This is a genomic window from Sphingomonas sp. P3_C5 (genome assembly GCF_056402635.1).
This window is the reverse complement of the sequence record NZ_JBFUHA010000002.1, coordinates 108,988-125,724: the sequence shown is the minus strand read 5'-3', so window position 1 is coordinate 125,724 and position 16,737 is coordinate 108,988. Positions and strand designations below refer to the sequence as shown.

General features: G+C 63.6%; 19 protein-coding genes. 10 read left to right on the top strand and 9 right to left on the bottom strand.

Features of this window, described 5'->3' with window-relative positions:
• Nucleotides 1–2: 2 nt before the first annotated feature.
• Nucleotides 3–1,412 carry a phosphatidylinositol-specific phospholipase C domain-containing protein gene (locus tag AC1DVS_RS06785; RefSeq protein WP_478021510.1) on the bottom strand — a complete coding sequence of 470 codons (1,410 nt, stop codon included), beginning with the start codon at nt 1,410–1,412 and terminating at the stop codon, nt 3–5.
• Between the two features lie 155 nt (nt 1,413–1,567).
• Here AC1DVS_RS06785 and AC1DVS_RS06780 point away from each other — a divergent pair, with 155 nt between their 5' ends.
• Nucleotides 1,568–2,401, top strand: a complete 834-nt coding sequence (locus AC1DVS_RS06780) for a nuclear transport factor 2 family protein (RefSeq protein ID WP_478021509.1) — start codon at nt 1,568–1,570, stop codon at nt 2,399–2,401.
• 197 nt (nt 2,402–2,598) lie between these two features.
• Nucleotides 2,599–3,567, top strand: coding sequence for an alpha/beta fold hydrolase (locus AC1DVS_RS06775; protein ID WP_478021508.1), 969 nt, complete (start codon nt 2,599–2,601; stop codon nt 3,565–3,567).
• 425 nt (nt 3,568–3,992) lie between these two features.
• Here the strand turns inward: AC1DVS_RS06775 and AC1DVS_RS06770 are convergent, their stop codons facing one another.
• The gene (locus AC1DVS_RS06770; protein ID WP_478022097.1) at nt 3,993–5,117 is read right to left on the bottom strand and encodes an endo-1,4-beta-xylanase; all 1,125 of its coding nucleotides are present in this window, start codon (nt 5,115–5,117) and stop codon (nt 3,993–3,995) included.
• Nucleotides 5,118–5,592: 475 nt separating this feature from the next.
• Here AC1DVS_RS06770 and AC1DVS_RS06765 point away from each other — a divergent pair, with 475 nt between their 5' ends.
• Both AC1DVS_RS06765 and AC1DVS_RS06760 read left to right on the top strand, forming a co-directional pair.
• On the top strand, nt 5,593–6,027 hold the full coding sequence (locus tag AC1DVS_RS06765; protein ID WP_478021507.1) for a hypothetical protein: 435 nt from the start codon (nt 5,593–5,595) through the stop codon (nt 6,025–6,027).
• A gap of 98 nt (nt 6,028–6,125) precedes the next feature.
• Nucleotides 6,126–6,617: a hypothetical protein gene (locus AC1DVS_RS06760; RefSeq protein ID WP_478021505.1), complete on the top strand. Its 492-nt coding sequence runs from the start codon at nt 6,126–6,128 to the stop codon at nt 6,615–6,617.
• Here AC1DVS_RS06760 and AC1DVS_RS06755 read toward each other — a convergent pair.
• From AC1DVS_RS06755 to AC1DVS_RS06740, 4 genes are all read right to left on the bottom strand, one after another.
• A complete protein-coding gene (locus AC1DVS_RS06755) occupies nt 6,614–8,119 on the bottom strand; it encodes a hypothetical protein (protein ID WP_478021503.1) in 1,506 nt (501 codons plus the stop codon). The genes AC1DVS_RS06760 and AC1DVS_RS06755 overlap by 4 nt on opposite strands.
• Before the next feature lie 118 nt (nt 8,120–8,237).
• Complete coding sequence (locus AC1DVS_RS06750; protein WP_478021501.1) at nt 8,238–9,029, bottom strand: hypothetical protein; 792 nt, start codon at nt 9,027–9,029, stop codon at nt 8,238–8,240.
• Between the two features lie 268 nt (nt 9,030–9,297).
• Nucleotides 9,298–9,441: a hypothetical protein gene (locus AC1DVS_RS06745; protein ID WP_478021499.1), complete on the bottom strand. Its 144-nt coding sequence runs from the start codon at nt 9,439–9,441 to the stop codon at nt 9,298–9,300.
• A gap of 121 nt (nt 9,442–9,562) precedes the next feature.
• A complete protein-coding gene (locus AC1DVS_RS06740; RefSeq protein WP_478021498.1) occupies nt 9,563–10,042 on the bottom strand; it encodes an Lrp/AsnC family transcriptional regulator in 480 nt (159 codons plus the stop codon).
• Between the two features lie 93 nt (nt 10,043–10,135).
• On the opposite strand from AC1DVS_RS06740, the gene AC1DVS_RS06735 reads away from it, so the two are divergent.
• The 5 genes from AC1DVS_RS06735 to AC1DVS_RS06715 all read left to right on the top strand — a co-directional run bounded on the left by AC1DVS_RS06735 (nt 10,136) and on the right by AC1DVS_RS06715 (nt 13,460).
• Nucleotides 10,136–11,077 (top strand): threonine ammonia-lyase, encoded by a 942-nt coding sequence (locus tag AC1DVS_RS06735; RefSeq protein WP_478021497.1) that lies wholly within the window; start codon nt 10,136–10,138, stop codon nt 11,075–11,077.
• A 9-nt stretch (nt 11,078–11,086) separates the two neighbouring features.
• On the top strand, nt 11,087–11,446 hold the full coding sequence (locus AC1DVS_RS06730) for a VOC family protein (RefSeq protein ID WP_478021495.1): 360 nt from the start codon (nt 11,087–11,089) through the stop codon (nt 11,444–11,446).
• 75 nt (nt 11,447–11,521) lie between these two features.
• Nucleotides 11,522–11,944, top strand: a complete 423-nt coding sequence (locus tag AC1DVS_RS06725) for a hypothetical protein (protein ID WP_478021493.1) — start codon at nt 11,522–11,524, stop codon at nt 11,942–11,944.
• Between the two features lie 93 nt (nt 11,945–12,037).
• Nucleotides 12,038–12,847 (top strand): DUF6454 family protein, encoded by an 810-nt coding sequence (locus AC1DVS_RS06720; RefSeq protein ID WP_478021491.1) that lies wholly within the window; start codon nt 12,038–12,040, stop codon nt 12,845–12,847.
• Between the two features lie 163 nt (nt 12,848–13,010).
• The gene (locus AC1DVS_RS06715) at nt 13,011–13,460 is read left to right on the top strand and encodes a hypothetical protein (protein ID WP_478021489.1); all 450 of its coding nucleotides are present in this window, start codon (nt 13,011–13,013) and stop codon (nt 13,458–13,460) included.
• A 100-nt stretch (nt 13,461–13,560) separates the two neighbouring features.
• On the opposite strand, the gene AC1DVS_RS06710 is transcribed toward AC1DVS_RS06715, so the two are convergent.
• Nucleotides 13,561–14,124, bottom strand: coding sequence for a hypothetical protein (locus AC1DVS_RS06710; RefSeq protein ID WP_478021487.1), 564 nt, complete (start codon nt 14,122–14,124; stop codon nt 13,561–13,563).
• 159 nt (nt 14,125–14,283) lie between these two features.
• On the opposite strand from AC1DVS_RS06710, the gene AC1DVS_RS06705 reads away from it, so the two are divergent.
• On the top strand, nt 14,284–15,060 hold the full coding sequence (locus AC1DVS_RS06705; RefSeq protein WP_478021486.1) for a hypothetical protein: 777 nt from the start codon (nt 14,284–14,286) through the stop codon (nt 15,058–15,060).
• A gap of 448 nt (nt 15,061–15,508) precedes the next feature.
• On the opposite strand, the gene AC1DVS_RS06700 is transcribed toward AC1DVS_RS06705, so the two are convergent.
• Both AC1DVS_RS06700 and AC1DVS_RS06695 read right to left on the bottom strand, forming a co-directional pair.
• Nucleotides 15,509–16,147: a cysteine hydrolase family protein gene (locus AC1DVS_RS06700; RefSeq protein ID WP_478021484.1), complete on the bottom strand. Its 639-nt coding sequence runs from the start codon at nt 16,145–16,147 to the stop codon at nt 15,509–15,511.
• 64 nt (nt 16,148–16,211) lie between these two features.
• Complete coding sequence (locus AC1DVS_RS06695; protein WP_478021482.1) at nt 16,212–16,733, bottom strand: YciE/YciF ferroxidase family protein; 522 nt, start codon at nt 16,731–16,733, stop codon at nt 16,212–16,214.
• Nucleotides 16,734–16,737: the final 4 nt, after the last annotated feature.

Sequence of the window (16,737 nt, the reverse complement as noted above, 5' to 3'; positions counted from 1 at the left end):
CCCTAAGGGTTGGTCCTGATCAGCCTCTCGATCAGGTCACCGGGCGGCGGAAACTCGGGGAAGTCCATCATCACCGTGCCATAATAGCCCTTGGGGTGCTTGCCCAGATAATCGACAAGGCGCGCGTTGATCCCGTCGTTCCCGCCGACGCCCTTGGCCATATCATCGGGGTTGAAGATTCCCGGATCGCCCGAGCCGCTGGTGAAGTTGATGAACCATTTCGACGGATCATTGTTGCCGACCGCGCGCGCTGCGTCGAGACAGGGCTCGACCATTTTCCATTTGTTGTCGACCTTGCCGGCTTTGTCCAAGGGGCCGCCAAATTTGTACATGTCCTGGATCTCTACCGCGACGCCGGGCAACTGGATCGTCCCGCTGGCGTCGTCGGGCCATTGCTTGACCGGCAGCGCGATGCCCGGCCCCTGATGATAGCGCGTGACGAGGATGATCTTGCTGCGTGCGTCCTTGACCGTCGGAATGGTCGAGCCGGTCGATATCTTGCTGTGCCGCGCCAGGATCCCGGCCATGAGGGTCGTGAAAACCTGGTCGTCGACCGGCGTGCCACCCAGAAGCTTCACGATCGCATCCCAGGTCAGGTCCAGGATCGAATCGAGGAAATGGGTGTTGCGGCTGACCATCATGACGATCGTCTCGTCGGGGTTCTGCTCCAGGAAAGCCTCGCACGTGGGAATGATGTCCCTTTCCAGATAATAATCGGTCGGCGCGAGACCGTGATAGATCCGCATATCCTGGCCGCCGATATCCGAGAGAAGCTCGACCCGGACGTCGAGAAAGCGGATGCCGGCGTTGAGCTGATGGCGCAGATCCATCGACTGGCATTGTGCGTTGCCGTCTTCGCTCCAGGTTCCGGTGTCATGCGTGCCCGGAAGGGTGATCTGGTTGATCTTGTACGGGTCCAGCCCCGGGTTGTCGGTCATCCAGCGCGCGGTCGCCTGCTGGTCGATGATCGACACCATCACCATCCCATAATTATAGGTCTTCTGGATCTCGGCGTCGCGCCGCGTCGTGAAGGTCACGCCGATCGCGCCTTCATAGGGCGGCGGGCTCGTGTCGGTTACCGCCACCGATAGCGGCGTGTCGACATCGTAATAGGCGTATTTCTGGTTGATGGTGAAGCTGAAAGCCTGCCCGTTCTCCAGCGTCAGCGTGACCGGCAGCAGGATCGTCCCGCTATGCGCATAGAGTTCGACATAGCGGTCGAACCACGCATTCGGCGCGATGTCCAGCGGCCCCCAACAGGTCACGACATCGTCGACCTGATCTATCTCCCAGGAGATATCACCGTTGAATCCGGTTTGCTCGACCTCCTTGTGGACGTAGCTGATCGAACCGGCGACGATCCTGAAGGGCGTGTGGTTGACGATCTGAAGGCCGGTATGGAAGGTCATCATGCGCCTCGCTCGCTAGTGGATCGAAAGACCGGCCAGCCACTCGGCCATGGGTCCGCCGGTTTGTTATCCAGCCGAAACGATGGAATCCATACCACTTTGGTTATAAATCATATTTTCCTTGGGAATGACCCGAGACGAGCGCCGCGCGAACGGCAATGAGGAGGGTGCAGGCGATGGACTATGCGGCCTATGAGGCGCTGTTCAACACGGGTGACGACCAGGCGCTGGTCAAGCGATTTTTCTGCAAGGACGTGCGCTTCACGGGCGGCACGCGCGACTATCACGGCAGCGATCAGCTGCTCGCCTTCCTCGAATGGGCGCATGACGGCGTTCGCGAGGTGATGCGCCCGCAGCTGGTATTGCAAGGCGCCGATCACCTCTTCGCCGAGGTGGACATGGATTTCCACGCGACCAGCGAGCGCGCCGATTTCCCCTTCGGGCATCTCCACCCCGGAGACAGCGTGACGGTCAAGTTCTTCGTCACCTACCGGCTCCAGGGCGGCAAGGTGGCGGAACTCAAATCCATGATGTGGCCGCCGGGGAAAGGCGTCACCCGCCTCCCCCTGCTCGGCGCGCATCCGAGCCAGATCGCCGCGTTCCACGCCTATGTCGCGGCCTTCAGCAACGCGGATTGCGCGCGGTTCCGGCGCTTCTATGCCGATGATGTCGTGCTCACCCTCAATCCGCAGATCCCGCCGCTCCACGGGCCGGATGCGATTGTCGGTTTCTATGGACCGATGTTCGAGACGGTGCGCGAACGCCTCACGATCCATTCGGTCGAGGCCAGCGACACAGCGATCACGCTCGACGCGACGATGTGCTTCACCGCCATCGCCGACGCGCCGGCCTTCATACTCCGCCCGATGCGGCAGGGTGACCGGATCGAGGGGCGTGTGTTCGTCGATTACGCCCTGCGCGACGGGCTGATCGAACGAATCTCGGTGCGCCGCCAGGGCGAGCTGGTGTTCCATGGTGGGGATACGACCTGACCCCGAATGCGCCCGCGGCCTGAAGCGACTACCTGCATCGTTCCTTCCGCCTTGGCCGCCGCAACGCGGTAAGCCATGGCGCGGTGCAACAATTTCCGGCGTCCGACGTTGGTGCGCCGCCCGAACGGGCTCGTGCACCGCCAATAGCGGGCAGCGCAGTTCGCGGCCGATTCTTGTCTAAGTGACGGGAGTTCAAGATGAACATCTTGCGTTGTGTTGCGTTGCTCGCGGCGATGCTGTCCCTTGTCCCGCCCGCTACGGCCAAACCACCCGAGCCGACAGACGCCCGTGTGTCGACACTGGTTCCGGCGGGATTCCAGGCGCACGACGCGCAATTGTCGCAGGTCCGGATCCACTATTGGATCGGCGGCTCCGGTCCGCCGCTGCTTCTGCTCCACGGCTGGCCGGAGACCTCACTTGAATGGCGCGAAGTGGCGCCGCTCCTCGCGCGGCGCTTTACCGTTATCGTGCCGGACCTTCGCGGCATGGGCGATTCAAGCCTCGAGCCATCCGGCTATGACAAGAAGACGCTGGCGCAGGACATGCACGAGCTGATGGGCAAGCTCGGCTTCGCGCATGCAACGCTGGTCGGGCATGATTGGGGCGGCCCGGTCGCCTATGCCTATGCGGCGCAATTCCGCGACGCGGTCGACAAGCTCGTCATGATCGAGGGGGCGCCGTTCGGCCCCTGGATGGCGCGCACCAACCTCGCATGGTTCTTCGATTTTTTCCGCATCCCCGGCTATGCGGAGCGGATCGTGACCGGCCGCGAGCGCGAATTCCTCCGCTGGTTCTACGAGACCCCCAGCTATCACGTCGTGCCGGAAGCCTTCGATCCGGCGACGGTCCAAGCCTATTTGCGAGCCTATGCGCGCAAGGACCGGATGCAGGCCACCTATGGTCTCTATCGCGCAATCGACCAGGACGTCCGCGACAATAGCGCGTTCACGCGGCAGCCGCTGACCATTCCGGTGCTGGCGATCGGCGCCGAAACGGGTGCCGGCGAAGTGACCTTCGACAGTGCACGCCACGCGGCGAGCAACGTCACGACCATGATGTTCCGCAACACGGGGCATTTCATCCCGGAAGAGCGGCCGCAGCTGCTGGCGGAGCAGATCCTCGCCTTCATCGACGGCAAGCGCGTGCCGGCGGAGGTGCATCCCTGATCGTGGAATTATGGCGCCGCCCGACCGCACATGTACAATGTTCTGTACAGATAGGAAATGTCAGTGACCCCTCATGACATTCCCAACAGCTGCGGAGAGGACGATCGCTGCCCCGCCTCATGCTGTGACTGCGATGACCCCCCATTGGGCATGACATAATTATCCAACAGGCACGCGCGGTTTTCCGCCTATTCCCCTCGTACCAGCCCTTCCAGACCCCGAAATCCGCGCCGAATTATGTCACACGTCCAACATTTTCGCTGCGAACGCGCCCCCTCGATTCAACCCGTGCCTGAAACCCGCCATAGCGACATCCGCGAACCGTCCAAAGCGGTGCGCGCCGTTCTTTCGCATGACTGGAATTCTCGCTGCGCTCTCGGTCGAGAACATTATCGCCACGGTGCGCTCGTCGCGCGCCGCAGCACTCAGCGCAACGCAGCCCCCGTGATCGCGTTCGCAATCCCCGTGCGCATCGCCTTGGCATAATAGTCGCTGTTGTACGGGCATGGCCGGCTGGCGAGGCCGTCGGCGCGCGGCAGGGCGGTCTTCAGCCAGGTGTAGCGGTCGCACATTCCCCAGACCAGAATGTCCACCAGCGACGGATAGCTCAGCATCAGCTCGAGATAGGCCTTGGCATAATCCGCGGCGGCCCGGTCCCGCACATAGATGTCAGCCGGGAGATTATTGTCGCGCACATCAAGCTCGGTGACCACGAGCCCATAGCCCATCCCAACCACTTCATCGAGAAAGGCCCGCCATGCAATGCTCTGCGCGGCGGCATCGCGCGCCACATTGGTGGTCTGGGCGACGATATGCGACTGGATCCCGAGCGCATGGACCGGGACGCCCCGCGTGCGGAATCCGTGGAGCAACGCGAGCACGCCGGCGCGATGTTTTTCCTGGCGCGGTTCCCAGCTCATATAATCGTTATAGACCAGCTTGGCTTGCGGCGCCGCCGTGTGCGCGGTGCGGAAGGCGAGGTCCAGCGCCGCGGTCGCGCCGCCCATCGCCCGGGAGAGCGCGGTCGAATACAGGCTTCCGTCGGCGGGATTCACCGCCTCGTTGACGACATCCCATTCCTTGATGCTCGCGATATAGCGGGTGCAGACGGTGTTGATATGGTCGGTCAGGATCTTCGCCGCGGCAGTGGCGGGGCTGGTGCCGTAATTATAGGTCTCCATCCAGGACGGCATATATTGCGGCTGGTGCCACAACAAAGTGTGACCGCGCACCGCCAGCCCCTTCGATATCGCCCAGGCGAGCATCGGGTCGAACCGGCTGAAGTCGTAGTTGATCGGGTCGGGCCGGATGACCTGCGCCTTCAGCTCATTTTCGGGCACGATCAGCCCGCACTCGGCCAGGACCAGCGCCGCATAAGCGGGGTTGGTGAAGCTTGCCTGGTCGGCGCTGGCCAGAGCCCAGCGAACGCTGGATCCAAACCGGATGCGCTTGGTTTGCGCGATCAGGGTCAGGGACGGCCCGGGGGCGAGCGGGGCCGCGCTTGCGCGCCCCGATCCCGCAAAAGCGCTCAATGCCAGCCCCGCCCCCATGGCGAGGGACTCGCGGCGCGAAATTTCTGCCATAATACTCTCTCTGGAATAACAGTAACGCGGACAATTCAGGCAGGCCGTGCCGAATTAACGCCGAAACGTAATAATTATTACGCTTATGCCGGTCACCTTGGCGAGCATGTACAAATCTCACCGGCGACTCTGCCGAGTTACAATACCAAAGATATATTGTACGTAACATCGTAGTTTTGCGTATATCGGCTATTTTACGCGTCGCCCTGGCCCGTTTATGGCACAAATTGACGAAGCTACTGTGGGTCGAGTTACGGCGCCGGCGCCCTTAACGCCCAATCAGGTAGCTACGACACTGTGTCAGCTCCTCCCGGTTTACGTCCTTGCCGTGGAGGCTGAGGTGTCGCGTTCAGCAAACGGCAACCTGAAAGGCGGAAAAACAGTCATTGGACCCGACGCTCCAAGGCCGGCCTCAAACGACAGGAAAGCAAGGAACCAGGCGATGCACATCCGGCCCAGGCACTTTCTGACTATTGCAGGCGGAGCAGCGGCGGCGCTCGTGATGGCGGGCTCGCCGCTTGCCGCGCGCGGAGCGGGCCAGACGTCCATCGACGTGGATCCGCATGCCGATGGGCATCCCGCCCTCCTTCTGCGCGTGGCCGCGCAGGATTGGCCACCGGCACACCCCTTTCCCGGCTTCATCCGTGCCCGCGCAGTGGCGAATTATCAGGCGCTGATGCGCGGCACCAGGCGGCTCGAGGATCTCGATGGGATCGAGCGGCGTGAGGTTGCCGAACTTCAGCGCGAGATACGCGCCATGGACATCAACCCGGGCACCTCGCGCGAGCAGTGCATTGCCGAGCAGACCGCGGCGCGCGGCGGCCAACTGACCGATCTCGCCGCGCGCATCGTCGATCTCGCCTGCAGCCAGCGCTGAGCACCGGCTCTCGGCATCGCCCTCCCCCGATCCCCAAAAGCGCTTGACTGAATGAGGCCGCCCCTCAACGATCGCCAGCAAGCCGGGGGAGAGAAACAATGCCGCTGCTGCCGATGCTGTTCGCGCCCCTGCTGGCGCAGGTCACCCCGCTCGACAGCTTTCCGCCCGGCTGGGCGCTGGCGAGAGCGCCCTATGGCTGCGTGATCGTCCGCCAATATCCCGATGCGCTGCTGCTGATCGCCGATGTCCCCGCGCACGGCGTGGTCGACGTGACGATCGCGAGCGAGAAGATGCTGTGGGTCAAGCCCGATATCAGCGTGCCGCTCACCCTGGCGCTGGTCTCGAACCAGAAGATCGACCTGGTCTGGGACGATCTCGATTGTCGCGGCGCCGTCGGAGCGGGGCATAATGGCTGCCTGATGCGGCTCAAGGGCGAGGCCTTGATCGACGGCATGGCGACCAGCGAGACCCTCGCGCTGGTCAAGGACGAGAAGCTTATCGTCGCACTGCCCCTGACTGGAGCCGGCCCGGCGATGAAGGCGCTCAAGGCCTGCGCGGCTGAAGGCGCGGGCGCCTCGGGCCGCCCCTAAAGCTCGTCGCGCTGCAGATGGATGCGCCGCGTGCCCCCGGCGCGCGCAATGGCCGCCTGTACATCCGCCCGGGCCTTCAGCGCCGGCATCTGCGCATAGACCGGGTCCGGCCGCGCGACCGGCGGCGCGTCATAGTCGCTGAGCTGCAGCAGCGCCCCGGTCCGCCGCTCCGGATCATCCAGGCGGCGGATAAAGGCGGCGGCCGCGCCATCGAGATCGCCCGAGCACAACAGCAGATCGCTCAGCGCCTCGCCATGGTCGGCCTCATGCGCCTTGGCAAAGGCGAGATCGGCGGCAAGCGCATCCTTGCGGCCCGCCAGCGCATTCGCGCAGCCCCGGGCATAGCGCATCTCCATCTCGCCATAAGGGCTCACCGCGCGCGGCGGGCCATCGAACACCGCCAGCGTCGCAAGCGCCTCTTGCGGCTTGCCGAAATGGATCTGCGCTTCGGCAAGGTTGATCATCTGGCTGACATTGAGCTGGCCCAGTTCCTTGGCCTCCGCGCCCGAGCGCAACGCCGCGATCGCCTCGTCATAATGGCCGAGCATCGCCTGGGTGGAGGCGACCCCGTTCCACCACCAGTTGAGCTCTTCGTCCTGGTCCTTGAAGGCGCCCTTCTGCGCGATGGATGGGCGGGCGGCCTCAAGTGCGTCAAGCGCCTCTTGCGGCCTTCCCAACCGCCGCAACTGTTCGGCGACCTGAACGATCGCCTCGAGCTGGTCGGGATGTTGCCGCATCAGGTCGCGTGCCCTGGCAAGGCTGCGCTCCACGCCGGCCCGCACATCGAAATCGGCGGCCAGCATCGGCCTGAACCGCGGATCGAAGCTCAGCTCATTGGCGATCCTCGCATCGTCGATATCGTGGATCAGCGCTGCCGCACCGGCCTTGTCGCCGGCATCATAGAGTATCCCGGCATAATCCTGACGGAAGCTGTCGATGGAATTGAAAGGATTGTCGGGCCGGTAACTCGCAGTCAGCACCTTCAGCAGCCGCCGGCGCAGATCGTCCCGATGCTGCGCCTTCAGCTTGGACGAGAGCTGGTACATCCATTGAATCCGCACCCCATTGAGCGCGGCGCCGCGCCCCTGGGTCATCGCTTCGACGGTCGTCAGGGCCGGTTCGAACTGGTCCCTCTCCAGCTCGATCGCAAAGCGGAAGCGCCAGACCCAGTCTGTTGCATCCTCGCTCGCCGTGCTGTCCAGGGCATAGCGATATGCCAGATCGTCCTTCCCCGTCTTCGACGCGCAAGTGACTGCGAGATCATAGCCCATCGCCCGGATCTCGGCCGATACGCCCTTGGGCGCCTTCAGGCGCGGTGCGACCAGCTTCAGGACGGTTGCGCAATCGTCATGGTCATAGGCATCGCCAATCTTCCGCCAGATATCGAGCTCGCTCTTGGCCTGCTCCGAAGAGTCAGGCCGGGCCATCGCGACCCCGGCCAATCCGGAGATGCCGAGCGCGAAAAGGGACAGCAACAGGCTCTTGCGAAGTGCGGACGGCATCGATTCCCCCCAATCGGCTATGACAAGCCACATGGTGCGCCAAAATCCCGCGCGAGCCAATCGTTGAGGGGGGGCCGGCAGGTTCGATCGATTCAACTCGACTTGGCCGCGGGCACCATCATCCCCCCAGATAGCCGTTGCGGACGAGGAACGCCCGCAGCGCCTCGGGGTAATTTTTATAGGTCACGACCCACACCGCCGGGCACTGCCCGCCCCCGATCATCGTCACACGACAACCAGGCGGAAGCCGCCAATGGTCGTCGCGATCATAATGTCTGAGCATCTCTGCCCAGGCCGGCGCAAATCTGCCAATGCGAGCGGACGACGCAACATAGCCGGCACAGGGCCCGTTCCGTGCCCACTTGCTGCTGATGCAGGCAACCCTTGCCCTGGCGGCATCCTTCGCGAACAAAGATCGGAATGCGGGGCGCTTCGAAACATCGACCACGCCCGCGCCCGTCACATTGAGTACCCTCGGCGGCGGATAGCTGCCCGCATAGCTCGAAAAGGCGTAGAGAAACTTCCCGTCGGTGCGGAGGAGATCGGCAACACCGTCACGATCGAGATCGGTCGGAAAGCCCTTGAGATACTCGCCGTCCCAATTGCCGAGCGGCACCACATCGAGACGCCCATTCTCGGCCGTCACAGCCGTCATCTCGTTGCAGCAATGTGCCCCGCCAGTGTAGATCTCGAACAGCACACCCGGCCTCCCCGGCCCGAAATTGCCGAAACTGAGTTGATGTGGATGGCCGCGCGAGACGGGACCGCCCCGCACCTCGACTGGTTTGGCGCCGGGCGCCTCAACGACGACCCTGGCTTCGATGAACCCCTTGGAATCAGCGTCAGGCACGCCTTTGATCGTTACCGTCAGGTCACCGAAGTGATAGACCCGCTTTGGGGCCTTATCCATTGACCACAGCACCGAAGTCCCAGCCGAAACCACGCGAACGCGTTGTGGCCTGGCACGCGCATCGCCGGGACCGGGCGCCAGCAAGGCACAAGCGATCGAGATCGGGCCTGACAACAGCAGCCTCCGCAGTGTCGCGCCGTCGCCCCGGCGCGAAGTCGAACCCGTCTGTCGCTGCGTCGGCATGTGAGCCCCTTTTTTGCGGTGCCAGTTCGCTTACGCCCAAAATACCGGGCGACCACGAAGCTTTGGTAGTCCCGCCGACCAGCCCCTATCTCCCCGCCAGCGGCCGCACCACCGTCACCAGGTTCACCAGCAGCTTCCCCGGCTCCTCCTCATACACCATATGCGCCGAATCCCCGAACCAGATCAGCCGCTTCGACGGCGCCCGAAGGGGCGCGAACCATTCGGCCACCAAGGCAGATGACGTCCGCCGATCATGCCGCCCCAACGCGCGCCTGATTCAAACGCCGGCTCGGAGCGCCTAAAGCGGCACCATGCCGAACGCCCGCGTCCAGCGTATTTCTCGTCGCCGCTCAATCCTCCACCGCGATCGGGATCGCCAGGCTCCGCTTGCCCACGCCAAGCGCCACATTGGTCGTGAACCGCCGCACATTGGGGTTCTCCGCCAGCAGCCGGCTCATCAGCGCGTCATAGGCCTCGATGTCGGGCGCGGTGACGACCAGGATGAAATCCGCTGTCCCGGTCACGTAAAAAATCTCCTGGATGCCTTCTTCAGCCGCCATCCATTGCCGCAATCGCCCGATCAGTTCCGGCCGCTCACGCTCGATCTCGAGCGCGACGATGAAGAAGGCCGGCTTCCCCACCCGCGCCGGATCGACCACCGCGACCTCGGCCAGGATCACCCCGTCCTGCCGCAGCCGCTTCAACCGCCGCAGCACCGCCGATGCCGAGAGGCCGACGCGTTCCGCCAGCACATCGGCGCTCAGGCCGTTTTGCCCCTGCACGATCTGCAGCAGCTTGCGATCGAATCGATCGAGATCAGTCTTCGCCATGATCCGTCATCTATAGCGATATTGCGCCGGATTCCCGCAATCATCGGCCTCTCTTCGCCGAATTCCGGCGAGCTCTGCGCCTATCCTTTGGCCATGCCCTACCCCACCGCCACCGGCATCGCCGCCACCCGAGACGTGATCGACCCCGCCTTTCTCGACACGCCGCTGCGCCGTGCTACCTCGCTCGACCAGGCGATTGGCGCAACCGTCCAGTTCAAGGACGAGACCGCCACGCCGATCCGCTCCTTCAAGGGCCGCGGCGCCTGCGCCTTCGTCGCCGGGCTGGCGAGCGCGGACCATCTCGTGTGCGGATCGGCCGGCAATTTCGGCCAGGGCCTCGCCTGGGCCGCGCGCCGTCGCGCCATCCCGCTCACCGTCTTCGCAGCGACCAGTGCCGCGGCCTGCAAGGTCATCGCCATGCGAGGCCTCGGTGCCGATGTCAGGCTGGCCGGCCATGATTATGACGCGGCCAAGCAGGCGGCCGAGGACCATGCGCGCGAAGCCGGCCACCTCTATGTGGAAGACGGCGCGGTCCGCTCGATCGCAGAGGGCGCCGGGTCGATCGGTGTCGAGCTGTCGCGCGATGCCGACGCGTTCGATCACATCCTGCTGCCGCTCGGCAACGGCGCCCTTGTCGCCGGCGTCGGCGCCTGGTTCCGCTACGCCGCGCCCGGGGTGCGGATCATCGCAGTCGCCGCCGCCGGCGCACCGGCCATGGCCGAGGCGGTCCTGACCGGCACCCCGACGCCGGGAAAGCGCGCCGACACCATCGCGGACGGCATCGCGGTGCGCGTGCCCATCCCCTATGCCGTCAAATGCGTCCGCCGCGTCATCGACGATGTGGTGCTGGTCGACGATCACGCCATCCGCGCCGCCATGGCGTTGGTCGCCGAGCATCTCGGCCTCATCGTCGAGCCAGCCGGCGCCGCCGGCCTCGCCGCGCTGATCGCCCAGCCCGATCGATGGCGTGGGCAGAAAGTCATGATCCCGCTCTGCGGCGCCAACCTCGACACCCCAATCCCGCCATCAGCCTGAGGAACCAGCATGATCGACCATCTCGAACTGAAGACCCGCGACCTCTTCGAAAGCACGCGCTTCTACGCGGATCTGCTCGCCCCGCTCGGCTACACCCTCAGGGTGGACGGCCCGGCCAAGGGCTTTGGCGATGGCTTGTCGCTCGATCTCTTCCTGGTCGAAGGCGAGCCGTCGGCCAACGTGCACTTCGCCTTCCGCGCACCCGATCGCCCCACGGTCGACCGGATCTACGCGCTCGGTGAGCAGGCAGGCCATACGCTCGACCGCGCCCCTGCCATCGCCCCGCACATCCACCCCGATTATTATGCCGGCTATCTCCGCGATCCAGACGATCGCCTCGTCGAATTCGTCTGTCACGCGCCGGCATGAAAGCCTCAACCGGATAAGGCGATTTTAAGCCCTTCGCGCCTACACTGCGCCGAATATTCTGGAGAGGTTTTGCGAATGTTCGGACGCAAAGGATTGAAGCCCGGCGAAGTCGCGAGCGCACCTCGCTCGCTCAACACGCCCCCGTCGCGGCCGGCGTCGGCCGGCAACGGGGTTCCGGCACCTCTATGCTCGGCAGCCAATTATCTCGGCTGTGTCTCGCCCGGGGGGGCGCCCGTCTTCATCGAAGAGCTGTCGGGAATGACGCCATGCCAGGGGCCGCAGGGCGCCATGGGCCTCTGCTTCCTGTTCCGGGGCGGCAAGGCGTATTTCTTCCCCAGCTTCGCATCGATCTGGGTCGATGGCGAAGCCGGGCCCCGCGCGCACATCCCGACCGAGATAATCGCCGATCGCGTACCCGGCTATCTACCGGCTTTCCAAGCTCTCATCACCGCTGTCGAAGGCCAGTTGAGCATGATCCGGCAGGCAATGGTCAGCTAACCCGGCCGCCGACCCCATTCACATCACCGTCGCATAACGACGCTACCGGGCGCGCATCTGCTGATGTGACCATAGCCCCGGAGGCGTCTTGATATGACCCGCAAAAGGATACGGTCCACCCTGACCGCCCTCTCCCTGCTGCTGCTGGGCCTCACCGCCGCCACCGCGCAGCAGGAAAGCAGCGAGCCGATCGAGAACGCACAGTTCATGGATATCCTCCCCCTCGACGGTGAGCTGTTCCACGTCCAGGGCGTCGATCTCGACAGCCGCCACATCTGGATCACCTCGGTCGATCTCGCGAGCCGCAAAGGCTATCTCCATGAATTCGACCGCCGCACCGGCAAGGTGCTGCGGCGCCTGGAGCTGACCGACGGCCCCCGCTATCATCCGGGCGGGTTCTCACTGCACGGCAACTCCATCTGGGTTGCGGTCGCGGAGATGAGGCCCAACAGCTCAGCCACGCTGGAAGAGATCGACACCGACACCCTGCAGATCCGCCGCAGGATCCATGTCGCCGATCATCTCGGCTGTGTGGCAGTCTCCGGCAACAGCATCATCGCGGGCAATTGGGACAGCCGGTTGCTCCGCATCTTCGATCTGGCCAGCGGCAAACAGGTCCGCGTCGTGCCCAACCCTTCCGCCACGGCCTATCAGGACATCAAGCTCGTCGGCGAGCAGCTCGTCGCGAGCGGGGTCGTGACGCCGCTCAGCGGAACGATCGACTGGATCGACTTGCCCTCGATGAAGCTCGCGCGAACGGAGCGCACCGGTGTAACCGACCGCGCCCGACCCTATACCGGCGAAGGCATGGCGCTGAAGGGCCGCGATCTGTTCCTCGTGCCCGAAGACGGGCCGAGCCGCCTGTTCCATTTCAGGCTCAGGGATCAGAGTGGCCATGGTTGAACCTGCCCCCTGATCTCTCAGCCGCCGCGCGGGAGATAGAACAAGGTCCGGCTGTTTAACCACGATCCGGTCTTACGCGCCCGGGCCTGCCATGGCTTTTTTGCGCTCGGCTCACCGGACCCGTCGCCTTACCGGCGCCCGGCGAGCCTCATGGAGATGCTTTATGAGCGATGCAGAGCCGATGAGCTACATTACCCCGACCGATCAACCCACCACCACTGGCGCGGATTTCGCCTCCACCACCTGTGGAAGTTTTGTCGGCTCGGCGCTCAGCGCGACGCCGTTGCTGCCCGAGGCTGGCTGGCTTGCGATCAACGGCAGCACCGATCTGTCGAGCTGCGTGGTGGGGCCGTCCGGCGCCTCGGTCACCAGCGCCTATGTCACCAATCAGCCGCCGCTGGCGTATCAAAGATTTGCCTATGGCGTCTGGGTGTACGGCCAGGGACCCGAGGGCGTCGGATCGGGCTCGTTCGAACTGACCTTCACCGACCAGACCGGATCCGATTACAGCGTGAAGCTCTATTCCTCGACGCCCGCCTGGCATTTTGTCGATTACAACTCGGATTCTCCAGGCATCGTAGAGATGCGCTGGGACCCGACCGGAGTCCCCTGAGCCTGGGGTTGGCCCGCAATCATTGCCAGGCGGGACGTGCGGCCTTCCCCGCCAGCATCCAAGAGACGCTGTAATATTGCAGGCGGTGCCCGGCGTGCCCCTAGATATCGTTCGCGATACGGTTCCGGACGCGCTCCATGCGCTCCGGCGTATCGGATCGCCCCCGCCGCGAAGCCAACCAGCCGCACAGGAGCAGGGCTCCGCCGGCGCCAAGTCCAAGAGCCGGATGGCTGAAGCACCAGACGCCGATACAGGCGATAACGAAGGGCGGCACGATCGCCGTATCCCGTCTGGTCGTAAAACCGATCAGTGCGGTGAGGAGGGATCCGACCCATAAGACGATGATGAAATCCGGCGCCGGAAACCATAGCAGCAATGCCATCAGGGTTTTGGCGGCGCCGCCCGGCAATTGACTGACAAAGGCGAGCACCACGAGGCCGATCACTCCCAGAACGACCCATCCGCCAATCGCCGAAAGCGACTGGTGGCTCCATCCCAGACTATGCTCGATTCCAACCATGATCAGGCCGGCCGCCGCCAGGATGAAGTTGTTCAGGTTGGTCGCGTGCATGGTCCGCAGATTGTCGATCAGCAGCGGCAGGACGGCGACCGCGAACATGAGCAGCTTCACCAGCAAGGGCAATTGATCGCTCGTGATGTGCATGAATGTGTCCGCCCCTTGCGGAAGCGATATGGCGCTTTGGTAGTTTCGGTTTGGTTATCGGCCCGCCCGCGTATCCAGGCCTGAAAGAACGGATTGAGGCCCGGTAACGCGATCTTATCGCTCGCCCGTCATCACGGCAGCTGGTGAGAGGACGGGCGAATGGAAAACGGGCGCAATATGACGGGAGGCGGCTTTGGCCGGCGTTCCGTTCCGGGTGTCGAAGCACCGTCGACGCGGGCGCGTGTTCAACCGGCGAAACAATATGTCGCCGAGGATAACGGGCTGCGGGAGCGGCTCATGTCGTTCGGGCTGGGACGACTTGCCATTTTGGCCGTCTGCGTACCGATCAGCCTGGAAGCTATATTCTCGAGTACGTCGTTGATCACCCCGATCAACTCCAACCTGCTGAATATCACGCGCGCCGTCGGGTTTATCCTCGGAATTCCTCTTTCATTGTTCGTCATCACCGGCCCCGAGGTGTCGATGGGCACAGCGAAGAAGGTGCTAATGGTCCTGTTTACGCCGCTTTTCGCCGGCTTCGCGGCCAACGAATTCGCCTGGCGGATTGCGGATCGTGTGGAGTTCGGGTTTTCCTCCGCTCCATTCGCCCCTGTTTCCTACCCGATCACGGCTTTCAGCTTGGGAAGAAAAGGCGCACGCGACTCCTTCTCGATCGATCCGTTCGACATCGGGGAAAGAACCGAGATCGCGGTGCCCTCGGCGCAGTTCGAGGCCGTCTGGCTCCACTCCGACGATTATTGCATGCAAGTGATGCAGCGCCGCTCTGCCTCGGGCGCAGTCGAAATCCTCAACGACGGCGTGTTTACGCTGAGCGAACCGGCCCCGGCGAAGCTCACACTCTGCCCGGAGGAGCAACAAGAGCGCAAACGTCGCGACGAGGAATATCGCCGGCAGCGCTCAAGGTCGCATTCTTAGAAGCAGCGCGTTGATGCCAATCGGTGCATATCTACTAAGCAATTGATAACAAACATCATTATCGATTGGCCGATGTTGGAACTGTCAGCGATCCTGCTGACATTCCCAACAACCACCCGTGCAACACCCGGGTGCCATGGAGATCCTCAGTCGCGGCGTCGCGCCAGACTCCCCAAGGCTTGAGTACCGCCCTTGTCGGCTACACCTACCCCCGACAGGCATGACAAAATTCCCCGCCATTCAAGGCATATTTTGGCCTCTACCTGCTGTTATAGCTCGATTTTGGCGCCGGATGCGCGCGGAATTATGTCACACTTCCATCAGAATGGCCGGGCGTCGCGCATGATTCAACTAACGACCACATTCGCCTAAAGCGCAGACATCGCCGCTCCGCCGGCGATTCTTTCTCAGCGCTGGATATTTACAAGGAGCCGGTGCCGGCGATCCCTCAATCCCGCCCCGGGGACGAAGCATCCAGCCGATCGAGCCAGCCCGATACTGTCAGCTGGCTCGTCGGCTCGATCTCGGCGCCCATGCTCTGCGCCATGATCTCGAGCGCCCAGCGATGGCGATCGTTACCTTCGGCGACATTCGCGTCGGACGGCACCCACAAGGCATAGTCGCGCATATGCGCATCGGCCGCGGTGAAGAGCACGCAGATATCGGTCGCGGTGCCGGCCAGGATCAGCCGATCGGCGCCGAGCTTGGGCAGCAACACCTGCAGGTTGGTGGCGTAGAAGCCGGAGAATTGCGGCTTGATGATGAAATAATCATCGGCGCGCGGTCGCAGCTCCCGCGCGACCACGCTGCCCTTTTCGATCGCCCGCTCGACGAGCCGCGACTGGTCGGAATGCCATTCGCCGAAATTGTCGTTGACGTAGATGGTCACACCCCCCGCAGATTTGACCGCGTCGCGCAGGCCACGGATCGGCTCCAGCGCGTCCACGACCCGGTCGTGCAGTTCCTTGCCGCCAGGAAAGCTGAAATCGTTGATGAGGTCGATCATCAGGAGCGCGACACGCCCCGGCTGCCGGTCATGATTTGGCGCCTGCGGCACGCGTTCGCTGTTTTCGGCCGACGAGGTCATGAAAGGTCATGCCTGCCGGTCCCGGACCGCCGAAGCGGCCCGGGCAACGGTTCGTGCGATCCGCTCATGCGGGCTCGGTCGCTCGCTCCGCTTTCGCATTGGCCTTGGTCTCAGCCATTTGCGTCAGCTTCTCGTCAGTCGCCTTTTCCTCGGCGAGCGTTTCGGCGAGCACTGACGCGCAGTCGCTGCGCCCAAGCTGCTTCGCCCATGCGATCAACGTGCCGTACCGCGTGATCTCATAATGTTCGACAGCCTGGGCCGCCGCGATCAGTGCGGCGTCGAGCACTGCCTTGTCGCTGATGTCACCCGCAATCTCATTGGCTTCCTTGATGATGCCGTCGATCGCGGGGCAATCGACCTGTTTCGGCTCCTCGCCATGCATCTGGAACACGCGCTCGAGCCGCGCGATCTGCCCTTCGGTTTCCCGCAGATGCTTTTCGAACCCGGCCTTGAGATCGGGCGCTGTCGCTTTTTCGATCATCGTCGGCAGCGCCTCGGTGATCTGCTTCTCGGTGTAATAAACGTCCTGCAGCGTGTGGACGAAGAGGTCGTCCAGAGTCGCGATATCCTTCGAAAACAAGCCCATTGCC